The following is a 15,536-nucleotide window of genomic DNA, read 5'->3' as shown; positions in this document are numbered from 1 at the left end:
TAAATAGTTAATTAGAGATTACTAATCATGTGCTTGAGTTCTACCAACAACTAGCAAAAACATTAAAAAATAGTGCGGCAGTTCTAGCCACTGTCACTAATACGAAAGGTTCCACACCCAGAGAAGTAGGCGCGAAAATGTTCGTTGATGCTGATGGTAAAACCGTGGGAACAATTGGCGGTGGTGCTGGGGAAGCAAAAGTTTATCAACAAGCTTTGCAATTACTAAAAATCGGTAAAAAGCAATTTGTAGAAATCGATTTATCTGGCGTACTTCAACGAGAAACTCAAGGTGTTTGTGGCGGCACAATGCAGGTATTATTGGAGTTGTGGTCAGGCTCTCAAAGCTTAAATTTAGTCAATGAAATTATAAATACATTAACCTCTGGATATTCGGCAACAATTATCACTCCATTTAATACAGATGAAAAACCTTATTTAATCCCAGAAACAAACGTAATTGCATCATTACACAATACAGGATTAATTGAAACTTTAGTACCACCGCCAAGACTTTTAATTATTGGTGGAGGACATATTGCAATTTACCTAGCGCAAATAGCTAAAATAGCAGGTTTTCAAGTTATTGTACAAGACGATCGCCCTGATTTTGCCACAAAAGCAAGATTTCCCGATGCATCGCTGGTGCTAGCGGAACCCATCGACTCAATTCAAGAAATATTAAATAAAAATACTAATTTATATGTTGCTTTAGTTACTAGAGGTTATCTCCAAGATTTAGCTGCTTTACGGCTATTATCTAATTATCAATTGCCATATATTGGGATGATTGGTAGCAAAAAGCGAGTCAACACTGTATATAAAACACTGCAAACTGAAGGTTGTTCAACTGAATTTTTTAATCAAATATATGCACCAATTGGTTTGGATATTGGTGCTTTAACACCAGAAGAGATTGCTGTTAGTATTTGTGCTGAATTAATTAAAGTGCGCCGTGGTGGAACGGGAAATTTTTTATCTAGGGAGTAGGGAATGGGGAATCAAGGCTTGCTTTGTATCATAAATAAGGTGAGAAATTCGGGAATTGTGAGGGCGTATGGCCACTTGATAAAACGCTGTAAATAGGAGTCTTATATTTAATTTGTGAACTTTGCTATTGTTCTTGCAGCCGGAAAATCTACCCGCATGGGTACTTGTAAAACTTCACTTCCTTGGGGTGCAGGTAAAACATTATTAACTTATCAACTAGAACAGTGGTTAAGTTTAGGTTTTACCCCTGTGGTAGTGCTAGGTTTACACAATAGCCACAAACAAAAAGATTGTCTTGTTGGGAGTTTAAGTGTAATTAATCCTCATAGTAATGCGGGGAAAACAACCTCGATTTTGGCAGGGTTAAAACATGTTCCCCAAGACTTTGATGTGTTGGCAATTTCAGCAGTTGACCAACCGAGAAAATTAGAAATTTACCAAACATTATTACTAGCACACGAAAATAATTCAGCGTTGATTACTGCACCGACGTATCAAGGCAAAATGGGGCATCCATTGTTATTTGATAATCAAATGCGATCGCATTTAGAAAATATTCGAGAAGAGACTCTCGGTTTACGTCAAGTTATCCAAGAATTTTACCAGGAAATTTACAAGGTAGAGTTTGATGAATCTTCTGTTTTATTAGATATCAATACGCCAGAAGTTTATCAAATTCATTTGGGATTGTGTACGAAAGCTTAATTTTTTTAACGCAAAGGTTCGCAAAGGTTAGCGCAGAGGTTCGCGGAGTTTTTTGAGTCGGGGAGTTATGAGGCGCATTTTAATGGAGAGTTGTGGTGATGAGAAAATATAGCAAAAGTTTGAAATGTTGTGCTATTAACTTTAGGCTTAATTGAGTACTATTGAAATCTATTAAAAGAGCGAATTTTTTTGATAACTTATGATGACATAACCTCTATCTTGGGAGTGATTTGGCTCATGAACCAGATGGAGTAAATATAAAGTACAAAAGCAAACGGACATTGTGTTCTATGAAACTGAATTATTTTACAAAGGGGCTTTCTGTTGTAGGACGTTGGGTAGCTACAACATTGTTTTGTGTATCAGCGATCGCTTTTATTTGGCATGGTGGATTTGTTGTCAATAACTCAGCAATGGCTAGTCCAACAACAAACTTAATTGCATCTGCTGATTTGGATGATGCTAAAGGTAAAGCTAGTGAAGATGCTGGACGCACCAAAAATTTCGTCCGAGATACACGAGATAAGCTCAAAGAAGCAGCAAGAAGCAATGCTAATAAAGTAGACGAAGCAACGGATAATGGTAGCTTTGTAGGCCGCAAGGCACAAAGAGATGCAGCTCGCATCCAACAAAGAGCTGATGAAGATGCAGCTCGCACACAAAAGGCAGTAGACGATACCAAAAATGCTGTTCAACGCACTGTTGATAACATTAAGGACGCTTTCAGTAAATAGGCAATAGGCAATAGGCAATAGGCAATAGGCAATAGGCAATAGGCAATAAGAAAAGTTATTGGTTGTCTGTTGCCTATTCCCCGTTCATTCCTTCATCCTCCAACATGCACGCCAGGACGGCTTTCGGGATTTTTTTCAGCGCGACGGAGTACTTCACGGGTGAGGACGGCTATATCACCTTCACCAAATAAAATAAAACGCAGTAAGTATTGTATGGGGTTTCCCTCTACCCAACCGAAGTAAGCATGGGGAATTTTACCTGTTCGATCGCGAATGTACAATAATAAAGCGGCGATGGCATTGGGTACTGCGGCACTCTGGGCACGTAAAATGCGATAATCTCCAACTTGCACGCCTTTGACTTTAATCACCTCGGCAAATTCCGAAGCATCTGACACTAGAATTTCTAAAAACAAAATTGGATCGTCGGCTGGTATGTGGTTGTCTTCGCGTACCTCTTTCTCTTTGTAAGAATACTCTTCGATATCCCCTGTATTCAAACGATTAGCAATTATTCGTATTGCTCCCCGGCTTTCTTCGGCGATGAATTCCTGGGCAATATCATCAATTTCAATTCGCTCAACTCGCAGTTCAGTGGAACGCCAAACGCGAGAAATCAAGGAAGTGAAAATGATACCACCGATAAAACATGCAGCAATGCGAATCCCTTCTGGTCTTTCGATGATATTAACTACAGTGGTATACACAAACAACACTGTAATGATGCCAAAGATCAAGGTTGCGCGCTTCTCTCGGTGACGGCGAGCTGATAAGGTGACGGCAAAGGCGGCTGAGGTAATCAACACTAACACGCCAGTTGCGTAAGCCCCGCCTTGAGCTTCGACATTGGCTCGAAAAATGATTGTGACAATAAAAGCGATCGCTGTATACACTAACACTAAAGGTCGGCTGACTCGTGCCCAATTGGGAGCCATACCATAGCGCGGCAAATAACGAGGCACAATATTTAGTAGTCCCGCCATTGCTGATGCACCAGCAAACCACAAAATAGAAATCGTGCTTAAATCGTAAATTGTACCAAAGCTATTGCCTAAATAAAGATGGGCTAAATAAGCAAGGGCGCGTCCGTTGGCTTTGCCTCCCTCTGCAAATTCTGGGGCGGGAATCAGTAGACTAGTTATAAAACTACTGGTGAGTAAAAAGAAACTCATAATCACAGCAGCAGTAGTCAGCAGCTTACGTGTATTCTGAATCCTGGTTCTAGGATACTGATGAGTGTCGCTGCTACTACCTTTAACCAAGGGCATAACGGTGACGCCAGTTTCAAAGCCTGATAATCCCAGCGCTAATTTGGGAAATACTAAAAGAGCTAAACCGACGAGTAACAAAGGATTAGAATTGCGGGCAAATAAGGCAGTTTGCCAATCGGCGATCGCTTGTGGGCGAGCTACGATATGATACAAGCCGACGCTAACCACAATCAAGTTGAGCAGCAGATAAACTCCCACTAACAACACTGCAATACCGATGGCTTCTTTGAAACCTCTCAAGAAAACTGCCCCTAGTAATGCAATTAATATCAAAGTAATACCGATAGTTTGATCGTGAAGCCAATTTGCAGCTAGGGGATTTTCGATAATATGGGCGGTAGCATCAGCAGCCGATAAAGTAATGGTGATAATAAAGTCCGTTGCTACGAAGCCCAGTAGACACAATACCAGTAATTTGCCTTGCCACCAGGAGAGTAAACGCTCTAACATGGCGATAGATCCTTCTCCATGAGGACTTTCGGCGGCAATGCGTCTATAGATAGGCAATGCACCAAACAGCGTCAGCAAAACTAAAATCAGCGTCGCCACAGGAGAAAGAGCGCCAGCTGCCAGTGCTGCAATTCCAGGTTGATAGCCTAGAGTCGAGAAATAATCTACACCAGTCAAGCACATCACCTGCCACCAAGGATGCTGGCGATGTGATGTTTCCTTGGGGAAAGGCCCTTGCCGCTTTTGTCTATTTTCTTCCAGCAACCAGCGGATGAACTGTTTGCTGAGCCTTTTTGTTGAAACAATTGATTTAGCCATCAAATATGCTTGTATTGCAGAAGTCAAAGTGGCTGATATAATCTTTGCTTTTTTTGGTGTGCCCTCTGTTTTGCAAGAGTGCTGAGTTAGAACTTAAGAATTGGGAGTTAGAAGTTATTATTCTCCTCCCGTTCTTGCCACTGCCTAAAGAATTATTTGTCAACAATTTTACCTACGCTGACAGCCCTAACTCTATCATCAAATGTACCAGAAATTGACCTTCGATCCAAACCAGTTAAATTAAGGTTATTGGCAATCATAGAAATGCGATCGCTCATATTTTAAGTAAGTTCGGCAGGATATTTGAGATAATTAATGAATATAACTCGTACGAAAAAATATCATGTTAATCCCTATCATCAAAGAACACATCGAAATTACTCCTGGGGTATGTGGAGGTAAACCCAGGATTGCAGGACATCGCATTAGAGTCCAGGATATTATTATCTGGCACGAACAGATGGGAATGTCACCTGATGAAATTCTTTATCATCATCCTAGTATTAGCCTAGCTGATGTTTATGCAGCCTTAGCCTATTATCAAGATCGCCAAGAAGAAATTCGGCAACAAATTGCAGTTGATGAAGAATTTGCTCGCCAACTCCAAGACCAAAATCCATCGCTGTTGCAACAAAAACTAAAGAAGCGCCAGCATGGTTAAAATTAAATTTCATTTAGATGAAAATATAACTCTTGCCATAGCTAATGGATTGCGAAGACGTAGTATTGATGTCACCACAACTCCAGAGCAAGGAATGATAGGGCAATCCGACGAACAACAATTAGAGTTTGCTAGTTCTCAAAATAGAGTTATTTTTACCCAAGATACAGATTTTTTAAAGCTACATCATGTAGACTTTTCTCATGCAGGTATTGTTTACTGCCCACAAAAAAGTAAATCTATTGGATAAACTTTGCAAGGGTTAATATTAATTTGGGAAGTAATACAAGCTGAAGAAATGGATAATCATTTGGAGTTTTTATAAAAGCAGGCTAACGCTCTATTATCTCTACCTGCTTAAAAAACCTGGAAAAATGTAAATCAAAAAAATTTGTGCAAATTGACTAATAGCTATCCTGTGTATGTTAGCTAGAATATTTGAGATAACAGTGCGTTGAGTTACAAGAGAGATGCGATCGGACTAATCTGGTAGTTTAATTGGCACATTAATTCTATCTCGTGCTACACAAACATTATTTTTAATAATGTAACATTCTACAAAATGTGAACCGTAGAAATTGCTTGATTCATTTCTTCGGTGATTTCCAGTATCATTTAAAATTTGTCCTCGAATTTGATTTCTTCTTATTGCTTCTTCTCCAACATTACGAACTTTCCATTTAACTTCAAATGGCTTTGGTACATTACACTCAACAATAGAAAATTGTAATTTTTTCTTCGGTAATAAAGATAATTTACGTGAAATCATTTCTCTTAATGAATGAGTTCTAAAGCCTGTTTGCGAAACTAGGCAATCTATTTTCAACTTATATCTAATATCAACACGAAAATAATTATCAATGAATTCTTCAGAATCAAAGGGAAATCTGTCTTTACCAAAGTGATTCTGCCAAGCTTTACAAGCATCTGCTTGGTTTGTCTTGTCGTCTAAAGCTTTCTCAGCAGATTGAATGAAACTGCCAAGCTGCCTTAAAAAGTAATTCTTGTTAGTTTTGCTGTAATCTTCTAGCAGGTTTTCATTAGCAGGAGTTGTCGGACGATAGCATACAAAACTCCATTCTAGGTTACTCTTAATATTGAGCAGAGTTTTATAAAGAGCTACGTCATCTCGTTCATCAAAAATAATATTATTAGCTGCTAAAATTGAGAAAATCAATCCACTTGGCAATTCACCTTTCCTGTAATCACTCCAAGCTTTTAGATAACGAACAATTCGCTTTAGTTGACCATCATTATCAGCTTTCTGATTAAACCATTTGATGAATTCTCTAGGATCACTTTTAATCCATCCTTTACCCTTATGAGCTAGATATGGAGTTTGACCTTCAATAATATAGTAAATGGGCAAATCAAGGTGATATTGTCGAGCATAAACAAGTCTGACACAAGTTTGCTTGTCAATAGGATTTTGTTTCGTATGAGCATTGATAGCTTCCGAAATCCATTGATGAAATGTGCTGACAGCCTGAAGTGGTTTGGTCTTTACTTTGAAATAGATACCATCATCAATATCAAACTCTCCATCAAGCGGTTCTATTATAGTATTCATCATGAATGAACCCTGTCCGTGGAACTTTGGGGTAAAGCCATTCTGCTTATCCTGAAAGTACCGTCTGATCTTTTCACGAACAGCATCACGAGATGTACGTAATGTTTTTTTCCGCTTAGGGTCTAAGGCAATTAAATTGTTGAACTCTAGGAACAATTTATGACAGTTTGCCATATAATTACGTTGTAATATATTGTTTACACTCTTTGAAAAACTCAGCAATTTCTGGCTTCCTACCCCAAAACAATGCTTGATCTGCTCCCATCTGTGATATCAAGTGCAATGCCTCACTGGAAGTATTGTCGAGGTTAATAATTTGTGCTTGCTGTGGAGATAAAGGCGCACCAGGAATACGAACATAATCAAACCGGGAGTCGCAGTAGTTTGCTAAAGTGTCTACAAAGTAACTAGTAACATAAGCCTGTCCCTCAAAAAATGTAGTGATCAGATCCTGATTCCAGTCAAGAACTGAACGATTATGTTTAGCAACAAACCGCCTACCAGGATTTGGTTCTAGAGAACCAATAGACATCACCATTAGTTTTTGAAATCTTTTGCCGTTACCAACAAAGTACCTAAGTGCCTCCATTACCCCAACTAAAGTTGGATTATTGGCATAAACTCCTCCATCAATAAACTGTTTGCGATCGTAAGTATCGATGGTAATGACCGGTAGGTACGCGGGTGCTGCACTTGTTGCAAGAGCTATGTCAACGTACCTTGTTTTGCTATCTCTACGTAAATTGCCTTCATTATGGTCGTACTTAAAAATGAACGGTCTACCATCAGTTAAAGAAAATGCGGGGATACACAACAAACAACGAGAGTCTGCAAGCGTCCGGTCTCCAAACATTTCTTGCAATGCTTTCCTCAATTCGCTGTTATCATACTTGCTTCTCAGAAAAACCTGTTTAAGCAAACTTAGAAAACTATTTTGCTGCGGGAAAATTTGTTTGCCTCGCCTGTAGTATAGGTTGCTGATCAGTCCAACTGGGATATTTAGGGACAACCCCAATGCAATCAAGCCTCCCGTTGAAGTGCCACAAATCAAGTCAAAATAATCAGCGATGTGACATTTAAATCTATCCTCAAAATGTTCTAAAATTCTGGCTGAATAAAGCCCTTTAATCCCCCCTCCATCTATCGATAAAACTTTAAATATTTGTGGCTCTGAAGCAGAAGGTGAAGGAAAGTGAACCATATCTAGGTGGTTAGTTGTTTTAAGAAAATGCTAAATGCGTGATTTCACCAACTCTAAATGAATTAGAGGGGTTAGTTATATACTCTTTTAAGCTTATTTGCTAGGGGGTAATCGTCAAGCTATAAGTTAAATTCCGTAGAAAAAATATATTTTTATGTATTGTATTACGTATTGTAGTTTATCAAATTTTAGCGATTGCCCTGTCAGATATGTAGTACTTAAATAGTAGGGATAACCGTACACACTTCATGACTCTATTAGCTTAATAGATTATTGCATCTCAGTTATGCTTGGCGATCGCCTCTACACGCAATACGGTTCAGATAAGCTGAACTTCCCTTGTGGTTTGGGAAAAAGTTAAGGGGTAAGGGGTAAAGTATGTATTTGAAACCTTTCCCTTTTCCCCTTTAACCGAACCGTATTGCCTCTACACCGATCTGCATACTTAGTTACTTCATCAAAAACATAAATTACAGTCAAATTCAATAAGTAAAATACTTAGTTGCTTTCTGATTTTCTGAAAATTATTTCTAAAATCCCAGATTGCTTAGTAATTTTAGTGTTTTACTTAAGTAAAAGTAACTTTTGCTTTCTCAAATCCCAGTTTGCTTTATCATTTTGGTGTTTTCTTCAAGTAAAATCAGCTTTTGCTTTCTCGTTTGAGTAAATTGTGTACTAATTTCAGTCACGTGAGTGCTAGATTATCCGAAATAACCGAGACTTTCATTTACCTTGCTATGATGAACGTTTGACCAGACTTTTTAATTTTTGCGCTGGTTGCGTTGTTTACAAAAATTTATAGCTTAGCGATAAATGAAAATTGGCATTCAAAAAACAGTAGAAATCCTGGAGCAAGTTCACCAACTAGAATCCACAGTAGGTCTCAAAAATGAAGCTTGCCGTTCTAAATTTTTGATTCACCCTGACTCCACATCAAAAGTTTTTTTGTTTTTGCATGGTTTTACAGCAGGGCCTTACCAGTTTGAGCCGCTGGGTAAAGCCTTCTTTAACAAAGGATATAACGTTTTAATACCTTTACAACCAGGTCATGGGCGTTCAGGCAACTGGAGCCGTCAAAATCCTCCACCACTACCAACAGATATTCAGATATATCAACAATTTCTCCTAGAATGGTTGCAGATTGCAAAAACATTAGGCAAAGAAGTTGTAATTGGTGGATTATCATCAGGTGGAACTTTAGCTGCTTGGTTAGGTTTAGAACATCCCTTGGAAATTGACCGCACTTTATTGTTCGCGCCTTTTTTCGGTAGTCGTTACTCAATATTCGATGCACTGATCAAAATCTTGCCCATTTACTTTGAATGGTTTAACAAAGACGCACCTGGTAATTTTGGTTATAAAGGTTTTCGTCTTCAGGCGTTACGGATATTTCTTCAATTGGCAAAGGAGATTTTAGAAAAGGCTCAAACCTCTGTTTGTGCCCCTATGTTAATGGTATCTAGTGAAGCCGATAGTGCTGTTAGTCGCTCCAAACATCAGGATTTTTTCCTCAAAGTACTTAACCAGCAACCAAAATCCTGGTATTACTGTTTCGATGATTCGCTACACATCGAACACCGAATGATGACAAAAATAGAAGACAATGATTATGAGGAATTAGTAATTACCCTTGCGAAAGCATTTGTTGAAAGTGATTTGACTTGGCTAGAGTTTGAGCAAATGGCAAAGCTAATTGCCCAAGGACAAGCCTCTGACCAAATCATGCGAGAATTAAACCTCGATGCTCAAGTTTCCCAACAACTATCTGCAATGATGACTCAAGGTTTTGGCTGTGAGGATCTCAAGTGCATTAATCCATATAAATGAAGGAGGGAAAGGGGTAAAGGGAAAGGGGTAAAGGGAAAGATTAAATTTATTCCTTTTCCCTTTCCCCTTTAACCTTTCCCCTTTAACCTTTCCCCTGCCTTCTACTTCTCACCTCAGGAATTGTTAACACCTGCGATCGCAACCATAAGCAAGGTGCTACAATCAACAACCATGCTAGGGGTGCCTACATCATCAGGCTGAGATCACACCCTTAACACCTGAGTCTGGGTAATACCAGCGGAGGGAAGCTGTTTACTGAGGAATTCAATATGAGAACAGAATGGGTTGCTAAGCGGCGTGGGCAGAGTAATGTATCTCAAATGCATTATGCACGCCAAGGTGTTATCACCGAAGAAATGCATTACGTCGCCCAACGGGAAAAACTAAGAGCTGACCTCATTCGTGAGGAAGTGGCGCGGGGACGAATGATTATCCCAGCTAATATTAATCACACTAACCTAGAGCCGATGTGCATCGGCATCGCTTCTAAATGTAAGGTAAATGCTAATATCGGCGCTTCACCCAATTCTTCCAATCTTCAAGAAGAAGTGGATAAGCTAAATCTGGCAGTGAAGTACGGTGCTGATACTGTTATGGATTTGTCTACAGGTGGCGGCAATTTGGATGAAATTCGCACCGCCATTATCCAGGCTTCCCCGGTTCCCATTGGTACAGTGCCAGTTTACCAAGCTTTAGAAAGCGTCCACGGCACAATTGAAAAGCTAACCGCCGATGACTTTCTCCACGTCATCGAAAAACATGCCCAGCAAGGGGTAGACTACCAAACCATCCACGCCGGAATTTTGATTGAGCATTTGCCCTTGGTGAGAAGCCGCATCACTGGTATTGTTTCTCGCGGAGGCGGAATCTTAGCACGGTGGATGCTGCATCACCACAAACAAAACCCGCTTTACACCCATTTCCGTGACATCATTGAGATTTTCAAAAAATACGATGTCTCCTTCAGTTTAGGAGATTCCTTGCGTCCTGGCTGTACCCATGATGCCTCGGATGCAGCACAATTGGCTGAATTGAAAACCTTGGGACAGCTAACCCGCAAAGCCTGGGAACATAATGTACAGGTGATGGTAGAAGGCCCAGGACACGTACCAATGGATCAAATTGAGTTCAACGTCCGCAAGCAAATGGAAGAGTGTTCTGAAGCACCTTTCTATGTTTTGGGGCCATTGGTAACAGACATTGCTCCTGGCTACGACCATATTACCTCAGCGATCGGTGCGGCGATGGCAGGATGGTACGGTACTGCAATGTTGTGCTACGTAACACCAAAAGAACATTTAGGATTACCAAATGCCGAAGATGTGCGGAATGGGTTGATTGCTTACAAAATAGCAGCTCACGCAGCTGATATTGCTAGACATCGCCCTGGTGCAAGGGACAGAGACGATGAACTTTCCAAAGCCCGTTACAACTTCGATTGGAACCGTCAATTTGAATTAGCTCTCGATCCCGAAAGAGCTAAGGAATATCATGATGAAACTCTACCAGCAGACATCTATAAAACTGCTGAATTTTGTTCCATGTGCGGCCCGAAATTCTGCCCAATGCAAACCAAAGTTGATGCCGATGCACTGACAGAATTAGAGAAGTTTTTAGCAAAAGAAACTGTGAGTCAAAGTTAATTCGTATTTGGGTATGGGGTAAAACCCTTCGGGTAGGGAAAAGGGAAAAGGGAGAAGGGAAAAGGGTGATGAGGGATCTTTGCCCCTTGCCTCTTGCCCTTTGCCCTTTGGCTAAGCCATCTCCCCACTTCCCCGTAAACATACTAGAAAAGAATGCGAGGAGTGCGATGGTGGGAGAGACACAGGAGCTAGGACGGATTATTATCTTGAATGGTGCGCCGCGATCGGGGAAGTCGAGCATTGTTGCAGTAATTCAAGAGACGTTTGATGGGGTATGGATGAACTTGGGTGTTGATAGATTTATGCAAATGACTCCTGGACGATACTTGCCTGGAATTGGTTTGCGACCGGGGGGAGAACGCCCAGATGTCGAACCCCTGGTTCCGATTTTATACAGCGCTATGTATGAATCCATTGCTGCCCATAGCCGCTTGGGACTGAATGTGGTGGTTGATGTCGGACATCATGACGCATACGCAATTCACCGGGGCATTCTCGCCGATAGTGCCCGACGTTTAAACGGATTGCCTGTCTTGTTCGTGGGCGTTCGCTGCCCCATTGAGATTATTATCCAAAGACGGCAAAACACGGGGTGGAAGGCGGTTAATACAGCTGTGCCAAATCCAGTTGAGTTATGGCAACGTGAAGTCCATATCCCTGGTATCTATGACCTTGAAGTCGATACTTCGTTGTTAAGTCCGGGTGCGTGTGCTGAGGTGATACGCCAACACTTGGCTAATAGTCCGACACCATCAGCATTTCAACGACTTGCTGCACTGTCTGCCAACAACGTGAGTTAGACAAACCTTACCCTCTCAACTTCCCTCTCCTAAAACGCGCTACCGCATACACACAAGTCTTTTAAAATTGTTATGTAAGGCAGAAAAGGTTAATTTTTGCTCTTGGATGCAACAAACGTGCAAGGCGATGCAACAAAAGTGCAAGGCGATGCAACAAAAGTGCAAGGTGATGCAACAAAAGTGCAAGGTGATGCAACAAACGTGCAAGGCGGTGCAACAAACGTGCAAGGCGATGCAACAAACGTGCAAGGCGATGCAACAAAATTGCAAGGTGATGCAACAAACGTGCATGTTAATAGACTTGTGTGTATACCGTAGCCGTATAATTGGCTTAAAACGCTATTTCGATGGTGAAGCTGCGAATTTTCCGGTATCTAGATTAGCTTTATCTTGTACTTCCAGCGTCCAATTTCCTTGGGGATTTTTACCTTTAAAGGCAGCAAGTTTGGGGGTGTTCACTTCGTCATAGGTTGTTTTGATGTTATCTGAAGATCCACCAAGGCGATCGTGGAGAATTATGGGAGATACGCCTGTTTGGGCTGGGGGGTTGAGTGTAACTATAAGGTCGGCAATGTAAGTATGCTCGATGTCTACGCTCACTTTGATAGATTTTACTAAGTTGGTATTGGCGATCGCTAATTGTAATTTTGATGTTTGCAAGTCGTTAATTGGTACATCTTGCACTGCTTGGAATATGCCGATGGGTGATGGTTGATTTGGCTTGGCTAATTCCACAGCTTTGAGAGCATTGATTCGACCGTAACCGTAGAAGGGACTGCGGCCGTTAGCATCATATTTACCTCCGGCTTGGTCGATGCGATCGCAGGAGCGTTTAATGATATCTCGCACTTCATCCCAACGCAGATTTGGGTTTCTGGCAATGATTAAGGCTGCTACACCAGCTGCACCCGGACAAGCGCTAGAGGTTCCACCGAATTCATTTGTGTAATTACCTACGTTATCACCCAAACCGACTTTACCAGAGTTATAGCCGACTTTACCAGAGCGATCGGTCGTCCAAATTCCAGGAGTTTGAGAAGTATCACCATGATTACTGGGAAAGGCGCACCAGATTGCTTTACCAAAGTCGCTATAAGCGCTTCTTGTGCCGTAGTCGTTACAAGCTGCCACAGCAATGACATTTTGGTAGCTGGCGTAACCGTCGTTATCCACGCTTTCGTTCCCATTACCAGCAGCGAACAAAACTACACAGCCTTTGCCGTTACGTCCATTATTAATTGCAAAATCGATCGCTAGTCTTGTAGAGTCAGGTAGAGGCACTTTTTGGTTGTGTAAAGGATCTTTTGCTTCAAACCAAACACCATCTGCGGGGCCCCAGCTACAAGAAATCACATCAGCACCATTTTGAGCCGCCCAAACAAAAGCATCAGCTTCATTTTGCGAACCCAGCGCCGAAGCTAAACGAATCGGCATCAATTTTGCACCAGGCGCGACACCAGATGCACCAAAGTTACCGTTTGCACAGGCTACTCCAGCACAGGCTGTGCCGTGATGATCCTCATTTCCTGGTCTGGGATCGTTTGTTTTACGCGTGACATCACGGGGAGCAACAATTTTTCCAGAGGAACGGAATTCTTCATGGTCGAGATCCACGCCATCGTCGATAATTGCAATAGTCGCTCCCGTACCATCGCTTAATTTCCAAGCCGCCTCAACATTGGCATGGGCGTTAATAACTTTACCATTAATTGTTGTTTGCTTGAGATGCCACTGCTGGGGAAAAATTTGACGTGGGCGTAATTCACGCACTAATTCCGGATGACATAACTCTACTAGAGGTTCATTGAGAAGTGTTTGGCTGATATCAAAGATGGCTAAACCAGTATTGACAGGTGCGCTGACAAAATAAGCATTGCGGGCATACTCAAGTTTGCGTTTAATTGTTAAGTTATAACGTCCTAAAACTTCCTCACATACCCCTGAATCTTGGCGATTATCGAATTTAACAAAGAGGTTTTCCGTATAAATTACAGGTTCTTGGGATCTGGGATCCACGAGAACCCGTCCTGCAAATTCAACCTTCGGTTCATCATTGAGAATTGACCTGGCGCGATCGCGCAAAGCAGTTCCTTGAAGTGGAACTTTCGCACGCAGAACCTCTACACCAGCTTGTCGAAACCGCGTTGTTAACTCAAATTGATTGAGAATACTACGAGCCGCAATAGATACAGGTACAACTTCAAAAGGCCTTTGAGCCACCAAAGAACTGCGGTTCTCGGTACGAACTACAATGTGTTCATCACTAATAGCAAGCTCATAACGTTGACCATTTTGGCCGCCATAGCGAACTTCAACCATAATTTCATCTCCTAATATTTATTGGGCATTGGGCATGGGGCATGGGGCATTGGGCATTGGGCATTGGGCATGGGGTAGAGGGGAAAAACTCATCTCCCCTGCTTCCCTGCTCCTTCATCTCCCTTATCGATTTTCATGTGTTATATCTGAATTAGGGCAAAGAAAAGATATAGCTTAAGCAGAATTTAATCTCTCTAACTTCATACAAGTCTTGAATTCTTCTTTCCAGAAAAGAGGGATTAAAAGTCAGGTTGATTTATGAATCTTCACTATTAGTGGGCATATATTAGGACTCATATTTTATTTGGTGAAAAAAACTCAGTACACTTTTATTCCTTTTTACCTGTTTCCTGTTCCCTATTCCCTAGCTTCACGAGTAAGTTCAGAAATCAAATCGGATTGCTATGTAATAAAGATTTGTATTTCATGCCACTAAAAAACGCTATAACATCATTAGAACTTCAGAAAGATGATTTATTTTCCTGCTGAGTATTTTCTGACAATATATTCTCTACCCCCGATCGCTGAAGTGAGATTCCAACAAGATTACTTTTCTGAGTATCCCCAAAAAATTCGCGTTGACAGCAATGGCTCTGCTGTATCCTACACTCGTCAACCTGGGTACTATGCAATACACTACAATCAACCTGGTACGGTGTCTCCAGGAGCGATTTTACAACTCAATGAAGGAGCAAGCGCAATTTTTTCTGGCGAACCCAATCAATCTGAAAAAAATACATTGAGTCCAGTTTATACACTAGAATCCAATGGTTCCGTTGCTGTACCAACTGGGCTAGTGTTCATTCGTTTTGTTGGAGGTATTAATGTAGAATCTCTCAGCGAAACCATCAATGGAGCAGGTTACGAGGTAGAGCAAAGTCTCGCCTATGCACCAAACGCGGCCTGGTTGCGTCCCCGTTCAGGTAATATTGTCGATGCGATCGCTGGAATTTCTCAGTTACAAGCGATACCAAATGTTGAGAATGTCGAACTTCAAATGCTGATGGAAAGGGGTTTGAGGTTAGGGAGATGAGGGAGAGGGGAAAGG

13 protein-coding genes, 1 pseudogene and 1 riboswitch are annotated in these 15,536 nt (G+C 41.3%); of the genes and pseudogenes, 10 read left to right on the top strand and 4 right to left on the bottom strand.

Features of this window, described 5'->3' with window-relative positions:
• The first annotated feature begins 29 nt into the window (after positions 1-29).
• The 3 genes from GNE10_RS08515 to GNE10_RS08505 all read left to right on the top strand — a co-directional run bounded on the left by GNE10_RS08515 (position 30) and on the right by GNE10_RS08505 (position 2,428).
• Positions 30-989, top strand: coding sequence for an XdhC family protein (locus tag GNE10_RS08515; RefSeq protein WP_185564574.1), 960 nt, complete (start codon positions 30-32; stop codon positions 987-989).
• Between the two features lie 114 nt (positions 990-1,103).
• Positions 1,104-1,694 (top strand): NTP transferase domain-containing protein, encoded by a 591-nt coding sequence (locus tag GNE10_RS08510; RefSeq protein ID WP_185564572.1) that lies wholly within the window; start codon positions 1,104-1,106, stop codon positions 1,692-1,694.
• A 290-nt stretch (positions 1,695-1,984) separates the two neighbouring features.
• On the top strand, positions 1,985-2,428 hold the full coding sequence (locus tag GNE10_RS08505) for a hypothetical protein (protein WP_099069873.1): 444 nt from the start codon (positions 1,985-1,987) through the stop codon (positions 2,426-2,428).
• 92 nt (positions 2,429-2,520) lie between these two features.
• Here the strand turns inward: GNE10_RS08505 and GNE10_RS08500 are convergent, their stop codons facing one another.
• A complete protein-coding gene (locus GNE10_RS08500; protein ID WP_185564571.1) occupies positions 2,521-4,467 on the bottom strand; it encodes an APC family permease in 1,947 nt (648 codons plus the stop codon).
• A gap of 343 nt (positions 4,468-4,810) precedes the next feature.
• Here GNE10_RS08500 and GNE10_RS08495 point away from each other — a divergent pair, with 343 nt between their 5' ends.
• Together GNE10_RS08495 and GNE10_RS08490 are read left to right on the top strand one after the other, a co-directional pair.
• Positions 4,811-5,128 (top strand): DUF433 domain-containing protein, encoded by a 318-nt coding sequence (locus tag GNE10_RS08495; protein ID WP_185564569.1) that lies wholly within the window; start codon positions 4,811-4,813, stop codon positions 5,126-5,128.
• Positions 5,121-5,378, top strand: coding sequence for a DUF5615 family PIN-like protein (locus tag GNE10_RS08490; RefSeq protein ID WP_260446839.1), 258 nt, complete (start codon positions 5,121-5,123; stop codon positions 5,376-5,378). The genes GNE10_RS08495 and GNE10_RS08490 overlap by 8 nt, the downstream gene beginning before the upstream one ends.
• Before the next feature lie 231 nt (positions 5,379-5,609).
• Here the strand turns inward: GNE10_RS08490 and GNE10_RS08485 are convergent, their stop codons facing one another.
• A complete protein-coding gene (locus GNE10_RS08485) occupies positions 5,610-6,872 on the bottom strand; it encodes a CBASS cGAMP synthase (RefSeq protein WP_221642780.1) in 1,263 nt (420 codons plus the stop codon).
• A gap of 4 nt (positions 6,873-6,876) precedes the next feature.
• Entirely contained in the window at positions 6,877-7,899 is a 1,023-nt protein-coding gene (locus GNE10_RS08480; RefSeq protein WP_185564565.1) for a CBASS cGAMP-activated phospholipase, read from the bottom strand.
• Between the two features lie 813 nt (positions 7,900-8,712).
• Between GNE10_RS08480 and GNE10_RS08475 the strand changes: the two genes are divergently transcribed.
• The 4 genes from GNE10_RS08475 (at position 8,713) to GNE10_RS08460 (ending at position 12,487) form a co-directional block, all read left to right on the top strand.
• The gene (locus GNE10_RS08475; protein WP_185564564.1) at positions 8,713-9,726 is read left to right on the top strand and encodes a carboxylesterase; all 1,014 of its coding nucleotides are present in this window, start codon (positions 8,713-8,715) and stop codon (positions 9,724-9,726) included.
• Positions 9,727-9,892: 166 nt separating this feature from the next.
• A riboswitch (TPP riboswitch) is annotated at positions 9,893-9,989 on the top strand.
• Between the two features lie 6 nt (positions 9,990-9,995).
• Entirely contained in the window at positions 9,996-11,369 is a 1,374-nt protein-coding gene (gene thiC / locus GNE10_RS08470; protein WP_185564563.1) for a phosphomethylpyrimidine synthase, read from the top strand.
• A gap of 167 nt (positions 11,370-11,536) precedes the next feature.
• Positions 11,537-12,169: a chloramphenicol phosphotransferase CPT family protein gene (locus GNE10_RS08465; protein WP_185564561.1), complete on the top strand. Its 633-nt coding sequence runs from the start codon at positions 11,537-11,539 to the stop codon at positions 12,167-12,169.
• 102 nt (positions 12,170-12,271) lie between these two features.
• Positions 12,272-12,487 (top strand): hypothetical protein, encoded by a 216-nt coding sequence (locus GNE10_RS08460; protein ID WP_185564560.1) that lies wholly within the window; start codon positions 12,272-12,274, stop codon positions 12,485-12,487.
• A 13-nt stretch (positions 12,488-12,500) separates the two neighbouring features.
• On the opposite strand, the pseudogene GNE10_RS08455 reads toward GNE10_RS08460, so the two are convergent.
• Positions 12,501-14,488 (bottom strand): annotated as a pseudogene (locus tag GNE10_RS08455) (S8 family serine peptidase).
• Between the two features lie 469 nt (positions 14,489-14,957).
• Here GNE10_RS08455 and GNE10_RS08450 point away from each other — a divergent pair.
• A complete protein-coding gene (locus GNE10_RS08450) occupies positions 14,958-15,521 on the top strand; it encodes a hypothetical protein (RefSeq protein ID WP_185564558.1) in 564 nt (187 codons plus the stop codon).
• Positions 15,522-15,536: the final 15 nt, after the last annotated feature.

This window comes from Nostoc sp. 2RC (assembly GCF_014222165.1).
GTDB classification, from domain to species: domain Bacteria; phylum Cyanobacteriota; class Cyanobacteriia; order Cyanobacteriales; family Nostocaceae; genus Nostoc; species Nostoc linckia.
The sequence above is the reverse complement of the archived record's forward strand: the minus strand, read 5'-3'. Positions and strand labels throughout refer to the sequence as shown.

Coding starts and splice junctions, on each gene's coding strand:
- GNE10_RS08450 (WP_185564558.1), top strand. CDS start 14,958: ATGATTTATTTTCCTGCTGAGTATTTTCTGACAATATATTCTCTACCC.
- GNE10_RS08475 (WP_185564564.1), top strand. CDS start 8,713: ATGAAAATTGGCATTCAAAAAACAGTAGAAATCCTGGAGCAAGTTCAC.
- GNE10_RS08465 (WP_185564561.1), top strand. CDS start 11,537: ATGGTGGGAGAGACACAGGAGCTAGGACGGATTATTATCTTGAATGGT.
- GNE10_RS08500 (WP_185564571.1), bottom strand. CDS start 4,467: ATGGCTAAATCAATTGTTTCAACAAAAAGGCTCAGCAAACAGTTCATC.
- GNE10_RS08485 (WP_221642780.1), bottom strand. CDS start 6,872: ATGGCAAACTGTCATAAATTGTTCCTAGAGTTCAACAATTTAATTGCC.
- GNE10_RS08495 (WP_185564569.1), top strand. CDS start 4,811: ATGTTAATCCCTATCATCAAAGAACACATCGAAATTACTCCTGGGGTA.
- thiC (WP_185564563.1), top strand. CDS start 9,996: ATGAGAACAGAATGGGTTGCTAAGCGGCGTGGGCAGAGTAATGTATCT.
- GNE10_RS08490 (WP_260446839.1), top strand. CDS start 5,121: ATGGTTAAAATTAAATTTCATTTAGATGAAAATATAACTCTTGCCATA.
- GNE10_RS08480 (WP_185564565.1), bottom strand. CDS start 7,899: ATGGTTCACTTTCCTTCACCTTCTGCTTCAGAGCCACAAATATTTAAA.
- GNE10_RS08505 (WP_099069873.1), top strand. CDS start 1,985: ATGAAACTGAATTATTTTACAAAGGGGCTTTCTGTTGTAGGACGTTGG.